General features: G+C 62.0%; 27 protein-coding genes and 1 pseudogene. 10 read left to right on the forward strand and 18 right to left on the reverse strand.

The window, feature by feature from the left end; genetic code table 11:
• Positions 1-98 precede the first annotated feature (98 nt).
• The 4 genes from C4S73_RS08530 to C4S73_RS08545 all read left to right on the forward strand — a co-directional run bounded on the left by C4S73_RS08530 (position 99) and on the right by C4S73_RS08545 (position 1,583).
• The gene (locus tag C4S73_RS08530) at positions 99-476 is read left to right on the forward strand and encodes a hypothetical protein (protein WP_146071303.1); all 378 of its coding nucleotides are present in this window, start codon (positions 99-101) and stop codon (positions 474-476) included.
• Positions 477-584: 108 nt separating this feature from the next.
• Complete coding sequence (locus C4S73_RS08535; RefSeq protein WP_103872067.1) at positions 585-770, forward strand: hypothetical protein; 186 nt, start codon at positions 585-587, stop codon at positions 768-770.
• Positions 771-938: 168 nt separating this feature from the next.
• The gene (locus tag C4S73_RS08540; RefSeq protein WP_103872068.1) at positions 939-1,199 is read left to right on the forward strand and encodes a hypothetical protein; all 261 of its coding nucleotides are present in this window, start codon (positions 939-941) and stop codon (positions 1,197-1,199) included.
• Positions 1,200-1,313: 114 nt separating this feature from the next.
• The gene (locus C4S73_RS08545) at positions 1,314-1,583 is read left to right on the forward strand and encodes a DUF7696 family protein (protein WP_146071304.1); all 270 of its coding nucleotides are present in this window, start codon (positions 1,314-1,316) and stop codon (positions 1,581-1,583) included.
• 68 nt (positions 1,584-1,651) lie between these two features.
• Here C4S73_RS08545 and C4S73_RS08550 read toward each other — a convergent pair whose 3' ends face one another.
• From C4S73_RS08550 to C4S73_RS08575, 5 genes are all read right to left on the reverse strand, one after another.
• On the reverse strand, positions 1,652-2,068 hold the full coding sequence (locus tag C4S73_RS08550) for a DUF6766 family protein (RefSeq protein WP_103872070.1): 417 nt from the start codon (positions 2,066-2,068) through the stop codon (positions 1,652-1,654).
• 316 nt (positions 2,069-2,384) lie between these two features.
• Positions 2,385-2,921 carry a general stress protein gene (locus C4S73_RS08555; protein WP_103872071.1) on the reverse strand — a complete coding sequence of 179 codons (537 nt, stop codon included), beginning with the start codon at positions 2,919-2,921 and terminating at the stop codon, positions 2,385-2,387.
• A gap of 14 nt (positions 2,922-2,935) precedes the next feature.
• The gene (locus tag C4S73_RS08560; protein WP_103872072.1) at positions 2,936-3,232 is read right to left on the reverse strand and encodes a PepSY domain-containing protein; all 297 of its coding nucleotides are present in this window, start codon (positions 3,230-3,232) and stop codon (positions 2,936-2,938) included.
• Between the two features lie 270 nt (positions 3,233-3,502).
• Entirely contained in the window at positions 3,503-3,763 is a 261-nt protein-coding gene (locus C4S73_RS08565) for a hypothetical protein (RefSeq protein ID WP_103872073.1), read from the reverse strand.
• Positions 3,764-4,108: 345 nt separating this feature from the next.
• Complete coding sequence (locus tag C4S73_RS08575; RefSeq protein WP_160115698.1) at positions 4,109-4,501, reverse strand: response regulator; 393 nt, start codon at positions 4,499-4,501, stop codon at positions 4,109-4,111.
• A gap of 835 nt (positions 4,502-5,336) precedes the next feature.
• On the opposite strand from C4S73_RS08575, the gene C4S73_RS08580 reads away from it, so the two are divergent.
• A complete protein-coding gene (locus C4S73_RS08580; RefSeq protein ID WP_103872076.1) occupies positions 5,337-6,074 on the forward strand; it encodes a Crp/Fnr family transcriptional regulator in 738 nt (245 codons plus the stop codon).
• A 7-nt stretch (positions 6,075-6,081) separates the two neighbouring features.
• On the opposite strand, the gene C4S73_RS08585 is transcribed toward C4S73_RS08580, so the two are convergent.
• Positions 6,082-6,339 (reverse strand): DUF6894 family protein, encoded by a 258-nt coding sequence (locus C4S73_RS08585; RefSeq protein ID WP_103872077.1) that lies wholly within the window; start codon positions 6,337-6,339, stop codon positions 6,082-6,084.
• A gap of 423 nt (positions 6,340-6,762) precedes the next feature.
• Here C4S73_RS08585 and C4S73_RS08590 point away from each other — a divergent pair, with 423 nt between their 5' ends.
• Positions 6,763-7,065, forward strand: coding sequence for a hypothetical protein (locus tag C4S73_RS08590; protein WP_160115699.1), 303 nt, complete (start codon positions 6,763-6,765; stop codon positions 7,063-7,065).
• A gap of 302 nt (positions 7,066-7,367) precedes the next feature.
• Here the strand turns inward: C4S73_RS08590 and C4S73_RS08600 are convergent, their stop codons facing one another.
• From C4S73_RS08600 to C4S73_RS08630, 7 genes and pseudogenes are all read right to left on the reverse strand, one after another.
• Positions 7,368-7,601 (reverse strand): DUF6894 family protein, encoded by a 234-nt coding sequence (locus C4S73_RS08600; protein ID WP_103872419.1) that lies wholly within the window; start codon positions 7,599-7,601, stop codon positions 7,368-7,370.
• A 106-nt stretch (positions 7,602-7,707) separates the two neighbouring features.
• A complete protein-coding gene (locus C4S73_RS08605; RefSeq protein ID WP_103872080.1) occupies positions 7,708-8,142 on the reverse strand; it encodes an HD domain-containing protein in 435 nt (144 codons plus the stop codon).
• 230 nt (positions 8,143-8,372) lie between these two features.
• Positions 8,373-8,750 carry a VOC family protein gene (locus C4S73_RS08610; protein ID WP_103872081.1) on the reverse strand — a complete coding sequence of 126 codons (378 nt, stop codon included), beginning with the start codon at positions 8,748-8,750 and terminating at the stop codon, positions 8,373-8,375.
• 26 nt (positions 8,751-8,776) lie between these two features.
• Positions 8,777-10,570 carry a thiamine pyrophosphate-requiring protein gene (locus tag C4S73_RS08615; protein ID WP_103872082.1) on the reverse strand — a complete coding sequence of 598 codons (1,794 nt, stop codon included), beginning with the start codon at positions 10,568-10,570 and terminating at the stop codon, positions 8,777-8,779.
• A 70-nt stretch (positions 10,571-10,640) separates the two neighbouring features.
• On the reverse strand, positions 10,641-10,877 hold the full coding sequence (locus C4S73_RS08620) for a DUF2171 domain-containing protein (RefSeq protein ID WP_103872420.1): 237 nt from the start codon (positions 10,875-10,877) through the stop codon (positions 10,641-10,643).
• 131 nt (positions 10,878-11,008) lie between these two features.
• Positions 11,009-11,713, reverse strand: a pseudogene (locus C4S73_RS08625) (UdgX family uracil-DNA binding protein); the annotation flags it as partial.
• The gene (locus C4S73_RS08630; protein ID WP_103872084.1) at positions 11,714-13,327 is read right to left on the reverse strand and encodes an alpha-amylase family glycosyl hydrolase; all 1,614 of its coding nucleotides are present in this window, start codon (positions 13,325-13,327) and stop codon (positions 11,714-11,716) included.
• A 79-nt stretch (positions 13,328-13,406) separates the two neighbouring features.
• On the opposite strand from C4S73_RS08630, the gene C4S73_RS08635 reads away from it, so the two are divergent.
• Entirely contained in the window at positions 13,407-14,378 is a 972-nt protein-coding gene (locus C4S73_RS08635) for a TIGR03885 family FMN-dependent LLM class oxidoreductase (protein WP_103872085.1), read from the forward strand.
• A gap of 100 nt (positions 14,379-14,478) precedes the next feature.
• On the opposite strand, the gene C4S73_RS08640 is transcribed toward C4S73_RS08635, so the two are convergent.
• The 4 genes from C4S73_RS08640 to msrA all read right to left on the reverse strand — a co-directional run bounded on the left by C4S73_RS08640 (position 14,479) and on the right by msrA (position 17,222).
• Complete coding sequence (locus C4S73_RS08640) at positions 14,479-15,087, reverse strand: cysteine hydrolase family protein (protein WP_103872086.1); 609 nt, start codon at positions 15,085-15,087, stop codon at positions 14,479-14,481.
• Positions 15,088-15,127: 40 nt separating this feature from the next.
• On the reverse strand, positions 15,128-15,370 hold the full coding sequence (locus tag C4S73_RS08645; protein WP_103872087.1) for a hypothetical protein: 243 nt from the start codon (positions 15,368-15,370) through the stop codon (positions 15,128-15,130).
• A gap of 121 nt (positions 15,371-15,491) precedes the next feature.
• Positions 15,492-16,421 (reverse strand): DUF72 domain-containing protein, encoded by a 930-nt coding sequence (locus tag C4S73_RS08650; RefSeq protein WP_244595512.1) that lies wholly within the window; start codon positions 16,419-16,421, stop codon positions 15,492-15,494.
• 282 nt (positions 16,422-16,703) lie between these two features.
• Complete coding sequence (gene msrA / locus C4S73_RS08655; protein WP_103872088.1) at positions 16,704-17,222, reverse strand: peptide-methionine (S)-S-oxide reductase MsrA; 519 nt, start codon at positions 17,220-17,222, stop codon at positions 16,704-16,706.
• A gap of 112 nt (positions 17,223-17,334) precedes the next feature.
• Here msrA and xth point away from each other — a divergent pair, with 112 nt between their 5' ends.
• The 3 genes from xth (at position 17,335) to ku (C4S73_RS08670) (ending at position 21,738) form a co-directional block, all read left to right on the forward strand.
• Positions 17,335-18,186 carry an exodeoxyribonuclease III gene (xth, locus tag C4S73_RS08660; protein ID WP_103872089.1) on the forward strand — a complete coding sequence of 284 codons (852 nt, stop codon included), beginning with the start codon at positions 17,335-17,337 and terminating at the stop codon, positions 18,184-18,186.
• A gap of 68 nt (positions 18,187-18,254) precedes the next feature.
• On the forward strand, positions 18,255-20,879 hold the full coding sequence (gene ligD / locus C4S73_RS08665; protein ID WP_103872090.1) for a DNA ligase D: 2,625 nt from the start codon (positions 18,255-18,257) through the stop codon (positions 20,877-20,879).
• Between the two features lie 70 nt (positions 20,880-20,949).
• Complete coding sequence (ku, locus tag C4S73_RS08670; RefSeq protein ID WP_103872422.1) at positions 20,950-21,738, forward strand: non-homologous end joining protein Ku; 789 nt, start codon at positions 20,950-20,952, stop codon at positions 21,736-21,738.
• Between the two features lie 15 nt (positions 21,739-21,753).
• Here the strand turns inward: ku (C4S73_RS08670) and ku (C4S73_RS08675) are convergent, their stop codons facing one another.
• Complete coding sequence (ku, locus tag C4S73_RS08675) at positions 21,754-22,596, reverse strand: non-homologous end joining protein Ku (protein ID WP_103872091.1); 843 nt, start codon at positions 22,594-22,596, stop codon at positions 21,754-21,756.
• Positions 22,597-22,598 lie beyond the last annotated feature (2 nt).

The following is a 22,598-nucleotide window of genomic DNA, read 5'->3' on the forward strand; positions in this document are numbered from 1 at the left end:
CAGAAGCTGATAGCCTACGGCCTTGTGGCCGCGGGCATTGTCCGACGCGGCTTCGTTAAGCCGCGCGCCGCGGCCCGCCCGGCCATAGCAGCGGCGGATTGAGCCTGACCCGAACCAAGGGTCGCAAGGCTGCTGTCATGGGGAACAATGGTCCCGCTGAAGGCTTTTCAATCCAGCAGGAGGATGTCGACATGACCAAGCAACGAGAGAACCCCGCTTTGCTGGATGAACGCATCACGACCGATCCGGCCGCCGAGGGTATCGTGACCCAGCCGCCCGATAGCAGTAGGCGCGTTGGCGACAGAACGAATGTGCACGATGCCGGCAGCGACGCGAACGACACGATTGACGGCTTGACGGAGTCCGAAGACGCCGTTCGGCAAGCCGCTGAAGACATCCCGACCGGACAATCGCGGCGCGGCCCGACTGAAGCGATTCCCGTGTTTGACAGGGGTGGCCTGCCCCCCAAGGTCTGATCGATGGTCAGGCGAGCCCCGCTGGCCGGCGGCAAGAAGACGCGCGCCCAGCCTCAGCCATCAGTTCACAAACGATGCGTACTCGCGGCTAGAAGGACGTAAAATCAGATGCCTGAGAATGATCGGGAAGACCTGGACAATCGTATCGCCATCGCTCGCAACAATATCGCCAATCTGACCGAGCAGGCAGCGGCGGCGTCGGGGGCTGGTATCGAAGAAAGCCTGGCCACCAGGCTAAGCGAGCAACAGGCTCGGCTCGACGAACTCCTGCAGAAGCGCCAGGCTCTGGGTTAGTTCGATCTGGCCGATCGCCAGCAAGCGACTTTGCGGTCGGGAGCGCTGGTGGCCAGGCCCGCCAGTTGCGGCTCAGACGACGATGCTTGAGATTCGTTCCAACGGTTAGGAACTGTCGAGGCGGAAGACGGTTGAGATGACAGAGTTGTTCGTTGTGTAGGTGTCGCCATGACAAGCAGCCTTAGCGAAGCCAGCCCCCTCTCAGACCTTCAAAATAGCTGGCCCAGAGAGCTTTACCGGGAGCATTGCCAGGACGAAGAGGGCAATCCCTATGTCGTGATCGTCTGGCAGGAGCGCCCGGGGTTGGGCATAACGACCTACACCCTCGAAGACGGTTCGCCAGTGACCTATGAGGACGGCTGCGATTTCCAGATCGTGGCCACGGGCAAGTTCATCACCCGCTGCGAAGACCCCGACGCTGAAACGTAGGTACCGCCATGAAGATATTCTGGTGGATATGGACCGCATGCGTCGCTGCATCCGTCACCATGATCGTGACTGTGTTGGCGCTGACGGCCTAGACAGGCGGCAAGGAGATTCCCTGTGCCTGCCCGCGACTACGCAAATCACCCTCTCGTCCGGTCCGAATTCACCGGGCAGATGATTTCGACCCATTCCGAAGAGTGGAGGCACGAGTGCGAAGTCGCCTATCTGCTCGCGATGCCGCTGCCGAAGCGCAACCTCTTCCTGGATGGCGTCTCGGGCTCAACCGATCGCGATGAGCGCGGCATCAAGGGCGTACGCGGCGAAGCCGCCGTGGCGGTCCTGCGCTCGGAGATCCAGCGGCTCAGTGAGATCCGGCAGCGCGGATAATCGAACGGCTCGTCGACGCCTTCTGCGATCAGAGCACTTCGGGTCTGGACGACAGCAAACCCCGCCTCCTATGCGCGCTTCTGAATCTGCTGGATGTAGCGATGGTCCGTATGACGTCCGGCATAGTCGCGGTCGATCTCGTCAATGAGGCGATCAGCTTCCTTCGGATCTACACTGCGCAGGATGGCATCGAGTTTTGCTTCCATGCGGTCATCGCCCTCCTTTGACTGAGGAGAACCGACATGAAGCAGCAGGGCCAGACCCGCGACCTGCCAGAGCAGTTGGAGGAATTCGGACTGCCAGTTCTCCAACGTATCGCGCATCATTTCGATGAGGTAGCCGTTGACGTTGGCTGCCTGCGCATGCTCGGCCTGTTGCTGGACATAAGCGAACCAGCCAAAAACCCAGTGTCCGACCAAGCTGACCAAGAAAAAACCGCCCGTCACCCAGGCAAATCCGTAGCGTGTGAAAATCGATCGGTTCATGGCGTCATCCTCCGCACTTCTAACCGATCGGAGGGCGCTCAGTTCCTGCATTGCCTCGATCGAGGCTCTCTGGCGCTCCGGCGCCGGTTGGCGACGATGTCGTCTGGGTTTCCGCAGAGCAAAAGGAGGCCGCCGCCCCTGGGGACGACGGCCGACGACACGGGAACGAACACCACCCGAAGGTGATCGCCAAGCGGGCTGAAGACTCGGCGACACCCAATAAACGCTGATGAAGCCTGTCAGGTTTCGGCGACTACAGAAAATCCCGCCGGCCGGGGCCGGCGGGATCGCTGCGGAATATTTCTAGTCGCTGGGCTCAGACGCCAGGGTACTTGTAAGGATCTGCGCTTTCGTCGAAGCGCGTCCAGCCCTCTCGCCTGTACTCCTCGCGGCGCGCGACCGGATCGATCGGCGTTGCGCCGTCCATGATGCTTTCGACAGTTGGGACCTGGTCGTCGCTGGCTTGCACGGAAACCACTGTGGCACCCCTGCGCACCGTTTCGGCATAGTAGTGGGCGTCGTCTTCACTCATGCCAGATGACGTCATCGCGCCGACTAATCCGCCTGCCGCGGCGCCCGCTGCCGCTCCGGCTGCTGTCGCGGCCAGCCAACCGGCGGCCACGACCGGTCCGATCCCTGGAATGGCAATCATTCCAAGGCCTGCCAGCAGACCCGCAGCCCCACCAATGCCAGCGCCGATACTAGCGCCCTCGCCAGCATTGCTGTCGTCCGCTTCGTCCCGCCGGCCAACGACGCTCATGTCCTCGTCGGCGACGCCGGCATCCTTCAGGCGAGAGACGACGCCCGCGGCGTCTTCATAGGTGTCGTAGGAACGCGTAATGGTCCGGTTCATGGCATTTGCTCCCTTCAGTTACGAACGATGTTGCCGCGATAGTCGACGGACACGCCGACCGACTGACCGCCGTGAGTGGCCTTGCCTTTCCAGACGCCATTCTCGTCCTTCTTCAGATCGGTGACGGCGGTGTAGCCGTTGGCTTCGAGGCGGCTCTTCGCCTGGCCTTCCGTGAAGCTATTGGCTCCCGGCAACGGAGCATTTGCGTCGGCCGGCGCAGGTGACGGCGCGGGCGACGTCGTCGACGTTTGAGCCATGGCGCCGAAGGAGGCTGCGGTGGCGATCAAGGACATGATGATCAGTTTTTTCATTGTGGTGCTCCCAAGCTGACGGCGATGCCGCTGTGCCCAAGAAAACGGCGCCCGGCGCGGTTTGGTTCCGTTTCAGGTTGAAGAGACGTCTCGGAGCAAAAAGTGCCGTCATCCGGGGCCGGAGGGCAGGCGGGAAATGCCCCAGGAGGAGAGCGGCCAATTGCGGGAGCATCGCCGGCTTTGACTGCCGCCGCCGCACCGATCTGATTGCAAAAGGGGTTGAACGGTTCGGCGGGGGTGTCGCGGTAGTCCGGCAACCGCCAAAAGCGCCTAACTGAGATAGAGCAGAAGTCCGATGGCTATTGCGACAATCGAGGCTGCTGCCAACGCGCTCCATATCGCGCGAAGCGGCTTGCCCTCCGTGCTTGCGCGTTCGCGGGAAACGTCGGCTCCACGGTTCTCATACGCATCGATCGCAGCGATCCAACCCAATCTTTCAGCGTCGGCTGTGGAGCCTCTCTTTGCATCCCGCAGCTCCGTTACCCGGAACTCCGCGAGCGCCAGCTCTCTGTCATCGGCGATGACGATCAATGGAGGTGGTGGTTTCATAGCGGCGAAACGATTTTAGCTAAGAACGGTTCCGCGTTGGACCTACAATAAACCTCGGACCTCACAATAAACACGGACGGCTTCCTGCGTGGCCAACAACTCCAGCCACTCTGCGGTGTCCGGACTGGGCTCTCCGAGCTCGGCAATCCGCTTCACGGCAGCCTCAAACTCATCGGCATTAGCGAGACGTATAATAGGGGCTTCAGGCGGCAGATTCGGCATGCCTCATGATATCAGGCAGCGGCGCCTTGAAAAGATCTGCCGGAGCCTTGGAACGCTGCCGAACCGGCGCGATTCATCGAAATCCAGTCAGGCGCGGAAATCCAGTCAGGCGCGCTGCCGGTAGAGATTGTCCGCCGAACTGAGAGCCCAGAAAGCTTCCGCAACAGCTTCCGTTGGACTTGGTTTTTCAACCCAGTGCCCCATCGAAAATACCGGACTGCATTGTCGGTCGTTCGGATTGGAGCCGGTAAAAACGACAAATGGTATGTGCCGCTCGACGAGGGCAAGGGCCACCTCCGTGCAATCGCCGTCGGCCAACTGGATATCCAACACGACAAGATCGGGGGCGTTCTCAGCTAACCAGGTCATCGCGTCACGACAGGTCGTTGCGACATGAGCGACATTGAAACCTGCATCCGACAAGGTGGCTTCAAGATCAATCGCGACGATTGGTTGCGCTTCGAGAATGAGGATGGACTGATGTTTTGGGGAACGCATGAGCAAGTCTCCTCGCCCCGGGGGAAGGAACGCAGTCAGTGTCACGTCGGTCATCAGAGTTTTCAAACCCCTGATGCGCCCGCAGACGAGCAATTCGCAGGGGTAAGCCAGCTAATGAACGCAAGCGTCCAGTTTATCCAGGCTTGGCCTTCACAAATGCGTCCGCCAAATCAGTCTGGACCGCGCTTTTGGCGGCGACATTATCACAAGTTAAGTTTGGTCAATTGACCGGGTTTCCTCTGCCGCTCGGCCGGTCGCTGCCTTGTAGACCAAGAACGAGCGTCCTGCCGGCGGTAGACGCCCGCCGGCCAAAAAGGGGGGAAGCCTGCGGGCAGCGTGGCGTCTTGCAGCGCGACCGAAAAACCCAGGCTGGGGTTCCGGTTCCATCCGAAGCGGAAGTGCAACGCCTTGTCCCGGCGTCGAGGCTTCCGTCCTATGCGATGGCGCGCCGTTGAAGGCTCTCCCATGTCGCCATGGCCCGACGCAGGCCGAGACGGATCGCATCATTGACCTCGGACAGTCGCCCTAATCTCCCAGTTCTCCCGCGGCCTCTTCATAATCCTCGGCAGAATGACGCGTGATCAGGAGGCAGGAAGTTCCATGAAATCCTGCATTTCGCAAAGAAATAGAAAAGAAATCGGCTCGAACGATGCAGCGCCGAATTCAGATGACTTACCGCGGTGGAGAGCGCATTGTTATCTCAGGTGCTGTTAGAAACAGATCATATGTTGCTTTCAATAAGCAACCTATCTTGGCGACCTCGCCTGTGATTTGACGATAAAATCAGCCGTCTACGACTGCGGGGGCTGGCCCTCTCCCGCAAGGGAGCGGCCTCATGAATGATGTTTCCTCCGAGAGGCTTGCGCCCCTCGTGCGCAAGCTCGCAAGCCTGGGTAGGCTTTCTCAACCTGAAATCGACGCCGTAAAAGCTCTTCCCATCACGATCCGGGACATGAAGGCGGGACAGGATCTCGTGCGTCAGGGCGACCGCCCGTCGCAGGCCTGCCTGATGCTCGACGGAATGAGCTACCGCTTCAAAATTGTCGGCGATGGAGCCCGGCAGATCCTCTCGTATCATATTTCGGGCGATATTCCCGATCTGCAGAGCCTGTATCTCGTCAGCACGGATCACACGCTTTCGACGTTGATGTCGAGCAGGGTGGCCTTTATCCCACATAGGTCGTTGCACCATTTAATCGAAACCCATCCGCGACTGGGCGGCCTTCTCTGGCGCGACACGCTGATCGACGGCTCGATTTTCCGGGAGTGGATGTGCAGCATGGGGCGGCGATCTGCCCCGACCCGTGTCGCTCACTTGCTGTGCGAACTTGTCGTGCGCTATCGAAATGCCGGACTGGCTGCCGAGATGACGATCCCATTCGGTCTGACCCAGATCAATATCGGTGACTCGCTGGGACTCTCTGTCGTTCACGTGAACCGGGTGTTTCGAGATTTGAAGCGAGACCGACTGATTTCCGTCTCCGGGCGAAAGCTTACGGTGTTGCAATGGGCAGAATTGAAGCGCGCCGGGGACTTTGATCCGGACTACCTGCATCTGGCGCCCGAAGGCTGACGTCATTTCAGTTGCCGGCGCCGGGCAAGCCTTTCTCCCAGTGGCCTTCGAAGATCAGCGTCGCCGAATAGAGCAAAGTCCGCGCGTTGGCGCGCACCGCCACCCTGAAAGTTCGACTGGTACCGTCGGGAAGGCTATCGGCCGCCATATCGCGCAATGCCCGAATGGCGGCATTGCGTGCTGCGCCCGGATCAGCGAATTCAAACCCTTCACGGTCCACGACGCTGGTGGTTCCATCATCGGTATCGACGAAGTAGCGCGGCATCGTGGACCTCTTTCTATCGGCCTGTCGCTGACGCCATGCTGATCTCATAGCCGCGTCATGCCAAGAGGGCATGAATGATCCAATTATGCTGATCGCGCATGTGCGTGAACAATTCCACAGCGAAGTCTAGACGCCTGAAGAAATTGATGAATGGCCTGAGCTTGCGCAAACACTAGTGCCCGATCATGTGATGGATGAATGTACCTGCATTAGCCTGTGTTGATTTATGCTTATGCCAAGCTTGATTTATTTTCCACTTGCTTGAGGGTGGCGAGCCCGGCCGTCAGCCCGGCGTTTGAGAAAAGATGCGTCGGGCTTTTTTCTCGCTTGGAGACGTCGCCTTATCACAAGATAATTTGCGAGGCGCTCGGTTCGGTTACGGTCGCGTGACCAGCCAATAGCTCAGTCGACCGGAGGCACATTATGACTCCGCAATACGCTGCTATCAGCACGCACGTGGATCGAGGATCCTACAAGGTGGACGTGCCCCTGGATCCCCCGACGCTGCTGCCGCGCTTGCACGACATCGGGATATGGCTGATGGAATGGGAAATTCCGCATCAAGCCCGCGTCTCGATGCAGCCGCGTCACGATCGACTGCGTATCAGCTTTCCAGACGAGCGGCACGCGCATGCGTTCCAGATGAAGTTCGGTGGTGTGGTCGTCGACGGCGATCCCCGCCGGGAGGCGCCTCAATCTGAAAGGGCCACGAAAGGCGCGCCGTGATTACCGATGGATGTCATGAGGATTTTCAAGGAGCGCCGTCTTCAGTGAGAAGGGTGACACCATTCCAGAATGTCCCCGTGTCGATCGTGCTGAGGTCAGCAGCGATTTGTCCAGAGATGCCACGACCTCCGGTCGACATCAGGTAGTTGGCCACGATCCTTTGCCCGTTGGGCAAAAGCAACTCACCCTGACCCTGTTCCATGACCGGAAACATAGGCGATCGGGGCTGCCGCGCACTATCATAGGTTTAAAAGTGCCCTTGCACCCCGAGAGCTTGCTCCCCGGCGACGCTGCGAGAACGTTCAGGCCCAGCTGCCCGACAGGGCCAGGCTTGCGTGATAAATTACCTTTCCGTCTGCATTCCGGATCGAGACAGCAAACGTTCGGCAGTCACCATCAGGGATACTGTCACGGGCCATGTCAGGCAGCGCATCGAGCGCCATAATGCGCGCGCGTTTCGGGTCGGGAAGTTCATGTCCGACCTCGTCACGCACGACATCGTCGCCATCGGCTGTATCGATAAAAAAGCGTGGCATTCTGGTGTCCTCGAAGCTCAATATACTTGGACGGCGGATGCGTTTCGTAGAGGTCAGATTATCGCTTTCTAAATCAGTGAATTATCTCGATGCGGATGAGCTTGAATTAACTCTGGTCGGCCACTCGCAGCGCTGCCGTATACTTCTCCAGCAAACGCTCCCGCTCTTCCTCCGGGAGCTTCGCCGAATGGGCGACTTGCAAATTGTCCCGCAAATCCGCGGCCTTGACCGGGCGCGCCAACTCATTCGACACGGCGCGCCGAACGAAGGCGGAGTAGGCTTCTCCCGGCGGTCGAGTAAGCGCGGTGACTGCCTCGACAATCTCGGTGCGGAAACCTTCGCGATGCAGGTCCGCAGCAGTCCATGAGCTGTCCTCGAGCACATCATGCAGGACCGCGATTATTGCGCGGGTTTCATCGCCGCCTCGGATAAACGGTAGCATTACGCGCAATGGGTGGGCGATGTATGGTTCACCGGCCTTATCCAGTTGTCCCAAATGCGCGGATGCCGCAATCTCAATAGCTCGTTCGAGCGTTGGCATTGCTCGCCTCCCTATCGCTTGCCGATGGGCGCTCCGGACCCTCTGCGCTCCGCCAACTGCTGGCAGCCTGCGATTGGAGGCGGGAAGTCGATCATCAAAAGCGGAATTCCGCCTTCCATCGCAGTCTTCATTTCTCCTCCCGCAACATCGGTGAACGGCATTGGTTCCGCTCCCGGCAAGCCAGCCTGGTCGCCGGCAGCGTGGACGCGCCGACATCGATCGAGCCGTGCTTATTTGGCTGCGTGGGTCACAGCTTCGATCTTGTTGCCATCGGGATCGCGGATGAAGGCGCCATAGTAGTTTTCATCATATTGCGGTCGCAGGCCGGGCGGACCGGCATCTGCGCCGCCATGCGCGATCCCGACGCGATGGAACTCGTTCACGGTCCCGCGATGCCCCGCGACAAAAGCGATGTGGACGCCGTTTCCGCTGGTCGCCGCATGTCCGTCGACGGGCTTTTCGACGCTGAACAGAATCTCACTGATCCCGTAATCGACCGAATGACCGGTTGCCTTGAGTTGGCGCAAGCCAAGCACCGGCAGCACGGCGTCATAAAAGGCCTTGGCGCGTTCGAGATCGTTCGTTCCAACCGAGACATGATGGATCATGAGATGCTCCGTCCATGCAAATTATGTCAGCCATCCGCGCGCCCCGGCAGGATTGCGTCCAGCAGCGTGCGCGCGGTTTTGGAAACGATGTTGCCGGCCTCCGGATCGCCCGCGAGGATCGATCCCGCGAAGCCCTTGGCTTGCTTCAAGGTGATATGCGGCGGCAAGGGCGGGACATTCGGATCGGTGACCATGTCGAGCACGAATGGCCGATCCGCCGCGAAAGCGCGCTCCCAGGCGAGGCCGACCTGGTCCGGCTCCGTCACGCGCAGCCCGTCCAGGCCCATGAGCTTGGCGATATCGGCATAAGGCAGATCGGGCAGATCCTGGCTCGCCGGCCATTTCGGGTCACCCTGCTGAATTCGCTCTTCCCAGGTGACATAGGCTAGCTCGCGATTGTTCAGCACCATGACGATCAGTCGTGGATCGGCCCATTCGCGCCAGTATTTGGCGATGGTGACGAGCTCGCCCAGCCCATTCATCTGCATCGCGCCGTCGCCGACAAGGGCGATCGCCGGCCGGTCGGGATGCGAAAACTTGGCGGCGATGGCATATGGCACCGCACAGCCCATGGTCGCGAGCCTGCCGGAGACCGAGCCCATCATGCCGCGGCGGAAGAGCAGGTTGCGGGCGTACCAGACAGTCGTCGTGCCGCTATCGGCCGTGACGATGGCATTGTCAGGCAAGCGTGCCGAGAGTTGGGCTGCGACATGCTGGGGGTTGATCGGATCGGCCTCGACACTGGCCATTTCGGCAAGCTCGTCCCAGGACGCGACGACGTCCTGTTCGATCTTCCGGCGCCAGGAACCCGCTGACTTCTGTTCGAGCAATGGCAACAGAGCAGCGAGCGTCGCCGCACTGTCCCCGACGAGGTTGAGCTCCATCGGATAGCGCAGGCCCAGCATGCCCGGATCGATATCGATCTGGACGCCGCGTGCCTGTCCGGGTCCGGGCAGAAACTCGGTATAGGGAAAGCCGGAGCCGACCATGAGCAGCGTGTCGCACTCCTGCATCATGTCCCAGCTCGCGCTGGTACCCAGCAGACCGATCGAGCCCGTGCAGAACGGGAGATCGTCGGGGACCGCCGCCTTTCCGAGAAGGGCCTTGGCAATGCCGGCCTGGAGTTTTTCGGCAACGGCGATGATCTCGTCGGTCGCCCCCAGCGCGCCCGCGCCGACCAGCATCGCGACCTTCTCGCCTGCATTGAGGATCGCCGCCGCCTGCCGCAACGCATTCGCATCGGGCAGGGCCGGCGACATGTCGATGCCGACGCCTGAATGCGTCATCGCGTGTTCCATGGCGGGCTGGCGCATGTGCTGGATCTGGAGATCGTTGGGCAGAATGATGCAGGTGACGCGGCGTTCCGCCTTGGCGATGCGGTAGGCCCGGTCGATCAGATGTGGAACCTGTTCCGGAACGGTCGCCGTTTCGACATAGGCGCCGGCGACATCCTTGAAGAGGGACTGAAGGTCGAGATCCTGCTGGTAATGCGCCCCCATCACCGATCGGGCCTGCTGTCCGACCAGCGCCAGCACCGGCCTGTGATCCAGCCTGGCATCGTAGAGGCCATTCAACACATGCACCGCGCCGGGCCCTGAGGTTGCGATGCACACGCCGACCTCGTTGGTGAACCGGCTTTCGCCGGACGCCATCAGCGCTGCCATTTCCTCGTGCCGCGCCTGCACGAAGGCGATCTTGCCTTCCTGTCGATGCAGCGCGGCGATGAGCCCGCCGATTCCATCGCCGGGATAGCCGTAGACGCGCGACACGCCCCATTGGCGCAGGCGATCCCAGACGAAGTCCGACACGGTTTGCGTCATCGTCTCAATCTCCGAAGCAGGTTGACGGGGTGCTTGGATCAAGACCGGGTTTTGAGCTGCAGCTTCAGTTTCAGCTGCTTTCCTCGGACCAGCGTTCCCTGGCCTCGGCTGACGAAACGATCAGTCGAATCTTGTCGTCGACGGCCGCGATCAGGCCGATGTCGAGATAGTGGTGGGAACCGCCGAATCCTGGATCGTTCTTCTTCAGCTTCAGCAATTGCCCCGATAAGGAATCGACGGTGCCGACATGCGCGTCGTCGGAGCCGACGACCTCCAAACCTTCCTTGATCTGCTGAACATGCATCATGGCTTTGGTCCGTGCTCGGAAGCGCCTCGAAAGGCTGTCCGCCATGGAACGACGAGGGGTCGGCGTTGTTCCGAAGATGTCGAGGTCCGCCAGAATTTTTACATCGAAGCGATTGCGTCGGGATCGGGAGATCAAGTTCCTCTCGCGGCGGCGGAGGCGGGCATGCCGTACTCCGAGAGCGCCCGAATACGCCTGAGGTCGGCGACGAAGTCTTCATAGGCATCGCGTCTGGCGTCGTCATCGGGCACGCGCAGCAGGTAAGATGGGTGGACGGTGATGAAGCCGCGCCACGGCTCGAACCGCATCTCCCCGCGGTTGCGCGAAATCGGCAGGGCGCGGCCGGCCAGCGCCAGCACGGCCGTGGCTCCGAGCGCTACAACGAGCCTGGGTTGCACGAATTCCAGTTCCTTGATCAGCCACCAGCGGTAGTGCTTCACCTCGCCGGTTGTCGGTCGCTCGTGAATGCGGCGTTTGCCGCGCTGCTCGAACTTGAAATGCTTCACGGCATTGGTCACGTAGACCCGGTCCCGCGCGATCTCTGCTTCTGCCATCGCCCGGTCGAGCAGTTGCCCGGCCGGCCCTACGAAGGGGCGGCCTTCGCGATCCTCCTGGTCGCCGGGCTGCTCACCGACGAAGGCGATCGCGGCGCCCTGCGGGCCTTCGCCCAATACCGCACGCGTCGCGCCAGGCACCAAGGGTTCGGCTGCCAGGATGGTCGCGTTGAGTTCGTCGAGCGATTTCGGATTTTGCACCGGATCCTCAATCGCCACATCCTTCGAGGCATGCTTCTTGACTGTCATGGCGGTCTTCCTGTCAGCGCGATCCTGCTGCGAAGCTCACTCCAGTTCGATGATGACGCCTTCCGAAGGTCGGAGTTCCATTGAGCGCCTTGCAGAGGCTTTTTCGTCGAGATAGCTCGACAGCATGATGCGCCCGACGCCGTCCGCCCGCGGCAGCGTCTTGGCGTCCGCCTGCGGCAGCGTTTTGGCATGATCATCGAAATTGAGGGCGATCAGGAGCCTTCGCTCCTGATGGAAGCGCTCGAATGCCAGCACATTCTCTTCGGCGGAAATTGCGCGATACCCTCCCACCGACAATGCCGGCTCGGCCCGCCGCAGGCGAAGCAGGTTTCCATAAAGCTGCAGCATGCTGGCGGGTTGCTGAAGCTGCGACGATACGGTCATCCCCTCAAGGCTGGGCGGCAGCGGCAGCCACGGCTCCGCGTTGGAAAATCCGGCATGCTCGCCTTCGTCCCACTGCATCGGCGTGCGCACGGGATCGCGGCCCAGCCCGAGGCCAGGCACGCGTTTTTCCCAAGGGTCGCACACGCGCTCGGGCGGAATCGGGACGTCGGTCATGCCGATCTCGTCGCCCTGATAGAGCGTCGGCGTCCCCCGGAGGGTGAGCAGAAGCATCGCGGCGATCCTGGCCTGAGCCGGGCCCAAACGACTTGCTACGCGCGAGCGGTCGTGATTGCCGAGAACCCAGTTGGGCCATCCGCCGGCGGGCAGCGCCGCTTCATAGGTCTCGACCAGCGTGGAGACCGCCTGCGCATTCCACGCCGTCGACATCAGGTGAAAGTTGAAGGGCAGTTGGAAGCCGCCGAGATCGACCCCGTAATAGGCCATCAGACGGGTGATCGGCAGATAGGCCTCGCCGATCATGACACGGTCGCCGGGGAAACTGTCGGCCACGCGCCGCATTGCCATGATGGCGTCGTGAACTTCCGGCTGATCCATCGTCCGTGTCCGGATCAGGCTCCTGGCCGGCGACATCGTCGGCACCCATTCCGGATTGGGCGGGTTGTCGCGCAGATTCTCGTCTTCGAAGAGATGATGGATCGCATCGACCCGGAAGCCGTCGACGCCGCGAGCGAACCAGAACCGGAGCGCCTCCAGCAGCGCGGCTGCGACCTCCGGGTTGCGCCAGTTCAGATCGGGCTGCTCGGGCAGATAGGCGTGATAGTAGTATTGGCCAGTCGTTTCGTCCCAGCTCCACGCGCTGCCGCCGAATTCGCTGATCCAGTTATTGGGCGGGCCACCATCGGGCGCGGCATCCCGCCAGACATACCAGTCGCGTCTGGCCGCATCCCGGCCCGATTTGCTTTCGATGAACCAGGGATGCCGGTCCGAGCTGTGGTTGGGGACGAAATCGAGAATGATCCGGATGCCTCGCGCGTGCGCGGCAGCCACCAGCCGGTCGAAATCGTCGAGCGTCCCGAATGTGGGATGGATCCCTTCATAGTCGGCCACGTCGTAGCCGAAATCGGCCATGGGCGAGGGGTAGATCGGCGAAATCCAGATCGCGTCGATGCCGAGTTCCGCGAGATAGTCCAACCGCGCCAGGATGCCCGGGAGATCGCCGACGCCGTCGCCGTCGCTGTCTTGGAACGAGCGCGGATAGACCTGATAGATGACCCCAGACTGCCACCATTTGGATTGATCCGGCATAGCTCGCCCTCATTCGCTTTTCGAAGGAACGTTCGCGGGCTCATCCGGTTGCTTTCCGCAAGGCGGAGCAGAGCAGGAAATGGCACTCATCGGCTTCCACGCATCGCATGAGCAGTTTGCGCCGTCGCATCTGCTGGCTCTCGCAGTTCAGGCAGAGGCAGCGGGCTTCCAGGCCCTGATGTCGTCGGACCATTTCAAGCCCTGGACGGAAGCGCAGGGACAATCCGGTTTCGCCTGGAGCTGGGTCGGCGCGGCGATGGCCCGTGTCGCCTTGCCCTGCGGGCTCGTCACCGCGCCGGGCTATCGCTATCACCCTGCCGTGGTCGCGCAAGGTGCCGCGACGCTGGCCGAGATGTTTCCGAACCGCTTCTGGCTGGCTTTGGGCAGTGGCGAGCGCATCAACGAGGACGTCACGGGGCTGCCATGGCCTGAAAAGGCCGAGCGCAACGCGCGGCTGCGCGAATGCGCCGACATCATAAGGGCGCTTCTGGCCGGCGAGACCGTGACGCATCGCGGTCGTGTTACGGCCATCGACGCGAAACTTTATACTTTGCCCCGGAAGCCGCCGCTCCTGCTCGGCGCAGCCGTCACCGAAGCGACTGCCGGCCTCGTCGGGGGCTGGGCCGACGGGCTGTTGACCGTCCACGCCGAACCGCCTCATCTCAAGCGCGTCGTGGCGGCGTTCAGAAGGGGCGGCGGGGAGGGCAAGCCGATGGTCCTGCAGGTCGGGCTGAACTGGGACGAAAGCGAGGAGACCGCACTCGCCGGCGCCCATGAACAGTGGCGCTGTTGCCTGGCCGGTGGCGAAGTGAACTGGGATTTGCGTTCGCCTGGTGATTTCGAGCGCATAGGCCGGCTGGTTCGGCCAGAGGACATGGCAAGGGACCTGCTGATCTCCTCCGACCTCGGCCGGCATGCGGCCTGGCTCTCGGACTATATCGAGCTTGGCTTTTCGGAAATCCACCTGCATCAGGTCGGCCGCAATCAGGAGGCTTTCATCGAAGCCTTCGGCAAATCCGTTCTGCCTCAAATCACGCGCGACGTTCGCTAGATCTCGCTCATGTCCAATGCCTCCTCGCGAACCCATCAACGCGCGGGGTGCCTTCCGCTGCCGCATCCGTGCAGCCACTTGCTCTGGGTAGGCGCGTGCCTCATGAGCGAGGCCATGAGCCGAGCACGGTCTCGGCATCGGCTATCGCGAGCTGATGGCCCAGCCGGCTCTCGAACATCGTGATCAGCGCGTCATGCCCCTTATTCGAGGAACTGCAGACAGCGTCGCGCACGACCACGACGAAATAGCCGAGATCGATCGCTCCGAGCACGGTCGACAGGACGCACACGTCCGTCTCCGCACCGGAAATCACCAGCGTGTCCGCCGAACGCTCGGCAAGAGTTTTGGCAAGGCGCCAGCCGGCAAATGCCGAATAGACGGGCTTGTCGAGCACGAGGGCTGGCGGGGCAAAACGGTGCAGGTCCGGCATCAGTTCGAGCAAACGGCGGTCCAGCCGTGCCCGCGTCGCCTCGGCCCAGTGCTCGTAATAGCCCTTCCATGCCCCATGTGCGTCGGCCGCCGTATCTGGCGGGATGAACCTGGTGAAGATCGTTTGTGCGGGATCGTGCTCAACCAGCGCGACACAGTTGGGAAGGACCCGCGCCATCCAGGGTGTCGGCCAGGGGCCATCCTCGGAAAACAGCATCTGCATATCGATGCACAGATGCAGCGACCGGGAGGTAAGCCTCAAGTTTTGGGACTGCTGCATTGTCTAGCGAAGCGGGTCACCATGGAAACAGCGACGAGCTTCAGTCCTTTTTGAGCTTGCCGAGATTGCCCGGCAGGCCCGAGATCGACATGTCGTCGGGCCGGTTCAGTCCCTCGACGGGTTCGGGGCCATGAGATTGCTCGCCCTTGTGCGCCTCGTCCCATTGCCGAAGCTCCGAAACCAGCGTCGCCAATTCCTCCCCCGCCGGCGACCCCTCCTGCGCATCGCTCAATGCGCGGGCCCTGGCGGCGATAGCTTCATATTCCGTCTTGTTGGTGATCATGGCGAGGCTCCCTTGGCGTGATCCGTCAACCGGCGAAGACGGCTCATGTTCCGGGAGACCGGGACTACCGCGAAAGCCAAATTCGTATGATCCGAGAGTGCCGGATTTTGCGGCTGCCGGCTCATGCGGCTTGCTCTTTCGCCTCGGGCTCCCAGTCCAGCTCCAGCATTCGCATCAGCGTCGCCGCATCGTCGGGAGCGTGGAGCTTGTCCGTATTGTCGAAGAACAGGAACACGTCGCGTGGCTGAGCGCGCGCGGCTTCGGCGTCGCCAGCGAATTCCCCGTCGCGCATGTGGACCCCGCGCGCCCAGGCCTCGACCCGCGCCGCCCAGCGCTCGAGATCCGCCTTGCCGTAGCGTGATCGGTAGAGCTCCGCCGAGCCGTGCAGGCGGCAATAGACGAAGTCGGAGGTCAGATCCATCAAGCGGGGCCAGTCGACCGTGTCGGCGCAAACCAGTGCAACTTCGTGATCGCGCAGCAGATCGATGAAAGCCGGATCGCGAAAGCTCTCATGGCGAATTTCGATCGCATGTCGCATCGGCCGCTTTGCATCCGTGCGTGTCCAGGCCCGCCCTTCAACCCGCTCATCATGGTGCCGCGCCAGGGTCGCTGCCGCCTGCGTGTCCTTGGGCAGGCGCTCGATGAACTCCTTCATCAAGGCCGCGTCGAAGCGGAAGTTGGGCGGAAACTGCCAGAGCAACGGCCCGAGCTTCGAGCCGAGCCGCAGCAGGCCGGATGCGAGGAAGTTGGCGAGTGGTTTCTCGATGTCCCGGAGGCGGCGAATATGAGTGATGAAACGCGAGCCCTTGACCGCAAATACGAACCCGTCGGGTGTCGCCTCCGCCCAGCGTGCAAAGGCGTCCGGCTTTTGAAGTCCGTAAAAGGTGCCGTTGATTTCCAATGCCGGAAACTGCCGGGCGGCGAAACCCAGTTCATTCTTCTGTGTCAGGCCTTTGGGGTAAAACTGCCCGCGCCATGGCGAATAAGTCCAGCCTGAGACCCCGATGCGGACCGCCGCGCGCCGTCGATGCCCCTGCTTGCCCATCGTCATGCCTTCCGCGGTGCACAAGCCTTTTGCGACTGGAGAAGCGGCCTCCCGCCAGCTTCGACCTTGTCGCTATCGCAGAACGGGCACGGCGCCAGCAGGTTCCCACCGAGGCTTCGCGTCGGTTTTCGGCGTCCGGAAAGCAGGCGGCCTCTCGACGGAGGCCCAAAAAAATCGGCCCGGCCGGTGGCTGCGCAAGCAGCGGTCGACCGGCTGAGCCGATGTCTTGGAGAGGGTGGTGCTCTTATAGGGAGGGAGGGATCGCGATCGAAGCGATGCGCAGAGGTCTCATCCGGCGCGGCTGATGTCCTCGCGCTTCGGCAGCTTCCAGTTCGGCCTCGGGAAATGGCAGGTGTAGCCGCCGGGATAATGCTCCAGGTAATCCTGATGCTCGGGCTCGGCTTCCCAGAAGTCGCCGACCGGCGCTACTTCGGTCACGACCTTGCCTGGCCAAATCCCGGAGGCGTCGACGTCGGCGATGGTATCCAGCGCGACACGCTTCTGCTCGTCGCTCGCATAGAAGATCGCGGAGCGATAGCTCGCGCCGATATCGTTGCCCTGGCGGTCGCGTGTCGTCGGATCGTGGATCTGGAAAAAGAACTCGAGCAGATCACGGTAGCTGATCCGGGCGGGATCAAACACGATCTCGATCGCCTCGGCATGGTCGCCATGATTGCGATAGGTGGCATTGGGCACGTCGCCACCGGAATAGCCCACTCGCGTGGAGATCACGCCGGGATAACGGCGGATCAGATCCTGCATGCCCCAGAAGCAACCGCCGGCGAGCACTGCGCGTTCCGTTGTCATAACTCTGGATCTCCTGATTGTGAGCTCGTTTGCGAATATAGGCATTGTCGGACCGGATATCAGGCCGAGGCGGTTTCGACCTTGGTACCGGATCACGAACTGAGATGAGACGATGAAAATCGCCAGCTTCAACGTCAACGGCATCAACGGGCGGCTGTCGGTCCTCCTGCGCTGGCTGGAGGAGGCTCGGCCCGACGTCGTTTGCCTGCAGGAGTTGAAGGCTCCCGATGGTCGCTTTCCGATCGGTGCGATCGCGAAGGCCGGCTACGGCGCGATCTGGCATGGCCAGAAGAGCTGGAACGGCGTGGCGATCCTGGCGCGCGGCGCGGAGCCGATCGAGACCCGCCGAGGCCTGCCCGGCGATCCCGAAGACAATCAAAGCCGCTATATCGAGGCTGTAATCGATGGAACGCTTATCGCCTGCCTCTATTTGCCGAACGGCAATCCCGCGCCCGGACCAAGATTCGCATACAAGATGCGATGGTTCCAGCGGCTGACAGACTACGCTGCGGAGCTTCTCGCGCTCGATGTGCCCATCATCCTGGCCGGCGATTACAATGTGATGCCGACCGAGCTCGACGTCTACAAGCCCGAGCGATGGGTCGACGACGCGCTGTTTCGCCCCGACGTGCGCGAGGCTTTTCGGGGTCTGGCGGAACAAGGCTGGACGGACGCATTGCGCACGCTCCATCCCGGCGAGCGCATCTACACCTTCTGGGACTATCTCCGGAATGCCTGGGGCCGCAATGCCGGGCTTCGCCTCGACCATTTCCTGCTCAATCCGCTGGTTGCGCAGCGGCTCATCGCAGCCGATGTCGATCGCGATGTCCGCGGCTGGGAAAAAGCGAGCGACCACGCGCCGGTCTGGATCGAGCTTTCTGTTTCCACGAAGCCGACGCGACGCCGGCTTCGTTCGGCGCGGCCTGGCCCCGATCGCCATGAGCTTTCGATCATCCGGAGCTGACGGCAAACTTCCCGGGATGGAACACGTAAACCCAGCACGCGTTGACGACACGCGCGGAGGGTTGATCGGTGGCGGACAAGCTGCAGGCATATCGTGCCAGGCGCGATTTCGAGAAGACCAGGGAGCCCGGCGATGACGCGACTGTGGCCTCCTCCGAGCGCCTGCGCTTCGTCATTCAAAAGCATGACGCCACGAGATTGCATTACGATCTGCGTCTCGAACTCGACGGCGTCTTCAAATCCTGGGCTGTGACGAAGGGCCCGTCGCTCGATCCCCAGGACAAGCGGCTCGCGGTCGAAGTGGAGGATCACCCGCTCGCTTACGGCGACTTCGAGGGTACGATCCCCAAGGGCGAATATGGTGGGGGCACCGTCCAGCTGTGGGACCGCGGGTTCTGGAAACCTGAGGGAAAGCTCAGTGCCCAGCGACAATTCGAGAAGGGCGACCTCAAATTCACGCTCGAGGGCGAACGGCTCCAGGGCAGCTTCGTCCTTGTCCGGATGCGGGGAGATCGGGACGGAGGCAAGCGGACCAACTGGCTCCTCATCAAGCATCGTGACGAACATGCGGTCGAGGGCGACGGCGAAGCGGTTTTGAGAGCCGACACTTCTGTGGCATCGGGCCGGAAGATGGCGGCGATAGCGGCAGGAAAAGGCCGTTCTCCCAAGCCATTTCTGCTAGCCGACAACGTTCTCGCTGCAGATGCCGAATGGGACAGCCGGAAAGGACTCGCGGCAAAGCAGAGACGCGGCGCGCAGACATCACCTCCGAAGCGCGAAGCGCGCATGGCCGAGATGCCTTCCTTCATCGCGCCGCAGCTGTGCAGAAGCGTCGAACGGCCCTCCAATGGCGATGATTGGGTCCATGAGATCAAATTCGACGGCTACCGCGTCCAGATGCGGGTCGAGGCAGGCAAGGTCACGCTGAAGACCCGCAAGGGGCTGGATTGGACCTCGAAATTCCGCGCGATCGCCAAAGCGGCGGCCGGGTTGCCCGACGCGATCATCGACGGCGAGATCGTCGCACTCGACAAGCACGGCTCGCCGGATTTTGCGGCCCTTCAGGCAGCCATCTCCGAGGGCAAGACCAATGATCTCGTCTTCTTCGCCTTCGACATGATGTTCCAAGCCAATACGGACCTGCGCGAGCAGCCGCTCCGCGCGCGAAAAGAGCAGCTGAAAGCCTATCTCGACGAGCATGCCGATGGTGTGGTCCTTCGTTATGTCGAACACTTCGAGACCGGCGGCGATGCCGTGCTGAAGTCGGCCTGCAAACTGTCGCTGGAGGGCATCGTCTCAAAGGCCGTCGAGGCGCCCTATGTATCGGGCCGCAGCGATACATGGACGAAAGCCAAATGCCGGGCTGGGCACGAGGTTGTCATTGGCGGGTGGTCCACGACTGCCGGGAAGTTCAGATCGCTTCTGGTCGGCGTCAACCGGGGCCCTCATTTCGTTTATATCGGCAGGGTCGGCACCGGCTACAGCGCCTCCAAGGTCGCGGCACTGTTGCCACGGCTGAAGGCTCTTACCGCGAAGACTTCGCCGTTCACCGGGGCTGGCGCGCCAAAGCGCGAACCTGGTGTGACCTGGTTGAAGCCCGAGCTTGTTGCCGAGATCGAGTTCGCCGGCTGGACCGGCGACGGCATGGTGCGGCAGGCGGCCTTCAAGGGCCTGCGTGAAGACAAGCCAGCCGCCGAGGTGGAGACTGAACTTCCTGCCGATCCAGGAGAAACCGAGACGCCTCAGCCGCGACCAACCCGTTCTCGCGCTCGCGGGGGCAGGGTAGATGTCATCGGCGTCAGCATCAGCCATCCCGACAAGGCCTTGTGGCCGCATGCAGAGGATGATCGCCCCGTTTCCAAGCAGGAACTGGCCGAGTATTTTGCAGCGGTAGGCGGGTGGATGCTGCCGCATATCAAGGGGCGGCCCTGCTCACTGGTGCGTGCGCCCGACGGAATCGATGGCGAGATGTTCTTCCAGCGCCATGCCGGCATGGGCACATCGAACCTGTTCGAACTCGTCCGCGTCTTTGGCGACAAGAAGCCTTACCTGCAGATCGATCGCATCGAGGCGCTGGCCGCTGCAGCCCAGATCGGAGGCATCGAGCTTCACCCCTGGAACTGCGCGCCCGGCGATCCCGAGGTTCCAGGGCGCCTCGTCTTCGATCTCGATCCGGGACCGGGCGTCAGTTTCGGTGACGTGATCGATGCCGCAAAGCAGATGCGCGAGAGGCTCGCCGCGGTCGGACTCGAAAGCTTCTGCAAGACCACGGGCGGCAAGGGCTTGCACGTCGTCGCGCCCCTGGCGCCGGGAAAGCGCAGCAAGGTCGACTGGCCCGCTGCGAAGGATTTCGCGCGCCGGGTCTGTGCGGATCTGGCCAGCGAGGAGCCGGCGCGCTACGTCGTCAACATGGCCAAGCGCCTGCGCAACGGCCGCATCTTCCTCGACTATCTCCGCAACGACCGGATGGCGACGGCGGTCGCGCCACTCTCGCCGCGGGCGAGGCCCGGTGCGCACGCCTCGATGCCGCTGACGTGGCCTGAGGTCAAATCTGGTCTCGACCCGAGTCGTTTCACAGTGAGGACCCTGCCTGGCCTGCTCGCGAAGACCAAGGCTTGGGAGGGCTACGACGACGCGGCCGGATCGATCGCGGACGCTATCAAGAAACTCGGCAAGCGGGCCGAGGCGGCCTGAGCGCTTTGGGGCGCCGGTGGAACGATCGACCATGGCGCTGCGTTCTCCGGGGCATCGGGAGATTCTGACCATGGCGCAGCGGACATTCTGGAAGGGCTATCTCAAGCTTTCGCTCGTGACGTGCCCGGTGGCGCTGATGCCCGCGCGCTCCGAGAGCGAGAAAGTGCGGTTTCACACGCTCAACCGCAAGACGGGTCACCGGATTCAGAGCCGGTTCGTCGATGCGGTTACGGGCAAGCCCGTCCCTGATGACGACGAGGTCAAAGGTTATCCGAAGGGTGACGACGAATACGTCATGCTGGAGGATGACGAACTCGATGCCGTGGCGTTGGAGAGCACCCGGACGATCGATATCGAGACCTTCGCACCCCGCTCGTCGGTCGGCTGGATCTGGTACGATACGCCGCACTACCTCGTCCCCGATGCCAAGGTCGGCGAGGAAGCCTTCTCGGTCATCCGCGAGGCGATGAAGCGAACCAAGACGGTCGGGATTTCGCGCGTCGTTCTGTACCGACGCGAGCGGGCCGTGCTGCTCGACGCCCGCGACAATGGCATCGTGCTGTGGACGCTGCGCTATGGCGACGAAGTCAGGCCGGAGAAGGATTACTTCGCGGGAATCGGCAAGGCGGAGCCTGAAGCCGATCTTCGCCCCCTGATGGACAAGCTGATCAAGACGCGCACCAAGGACTGGTCGCCTGAGCTTGCGACCGACCCGGTGCAAAACGAGCTGCTGGCGATCATCAAAGCCAAGCAAAAAGGCCGCAAACCCGCTAAAGCACCGCCTCGTCAGGTCTCGGAAGGCAACGTGATCAGCATCATGGATGCGCTGAAGAAGAGCCTCGAACCCAGGCGCAAGTGAGCGGCCCGGAAACGATCAGCTCGCCTTCCTGCGAGGCTCCTGCTTTGGTGTGGCGGACTTTGTCTTCCGTGTCGTCTTGTCCCCGCTCGCCTTTGCGCTCTGGCGCAATGCATCCATCAGGTTGACGACCTTGGTCGGCTCCGGCCGCTTCTGCGGCTTGAGCTTGCGGCCCTCGATCTTTGCCTGAACAAGCTCGGCCAAGGCTGATTCATAGCGATCGTCGAACGACTTTGGATCGAATTGGCCGGCCTTCGTCTTGATGATGTGTTCGGCCAATTCAAGCATCTCGTCATCGATCTTGATGGCCGGCACGTCGCTGAATGCGTCCTCGGCCGAGCGTATCTCGTAGTCGAAGTTCAATGTCGTCGCGATCAGCCCCTCGCCATGCGGGCGGATCAGGATCGAGCGCATCCGGCGGAAAATCACCGTACGTGCCAGAGCCGCCGATCGCTGCCCCTTGAGACCCTCACGGATCAGCGCGAAGGCCTCGGATGCGACAGGCGTGCTCGGCGAGACGTAGTAGGGCCTGTCGAAGAAGATGTCGTCGATCTCGTCACAAGGCAGGAACGTCTCGACGCTCAGTGTCTTGTCGCTTTCGGGGATGGCGGCGGCGATCTCCTCAGGCTCGAGAATGACATAGTCGCCATCGCCCTTGTCATAGCCCTTGACCTGATCTTCGGCCTCCACGGGTTTGCCCGAGACCTCGTCGATGAACTGGCGATGGACCCGGTTGCCGGTCTTGCGGTTGAGGGTATGGAACGAGATGCGCTCGGCAGTCGACGCCGCAGTGTACAGCGACACGGGGCAGGTCACCTCGGCGATCTTCAGGACGCCTTTCCAGACAGCGCGCGGAGCCATTG

Source organism: Allobosea lathyri (assembly GCF_900108245.1).
Classification (GTDB): domain Bacteria; phylum Pseudomonadota; class Alphaproteobacteria; order Rhizobiales; family Beijerinckiaceae; genus Allobosea; species Allobosea lathyri.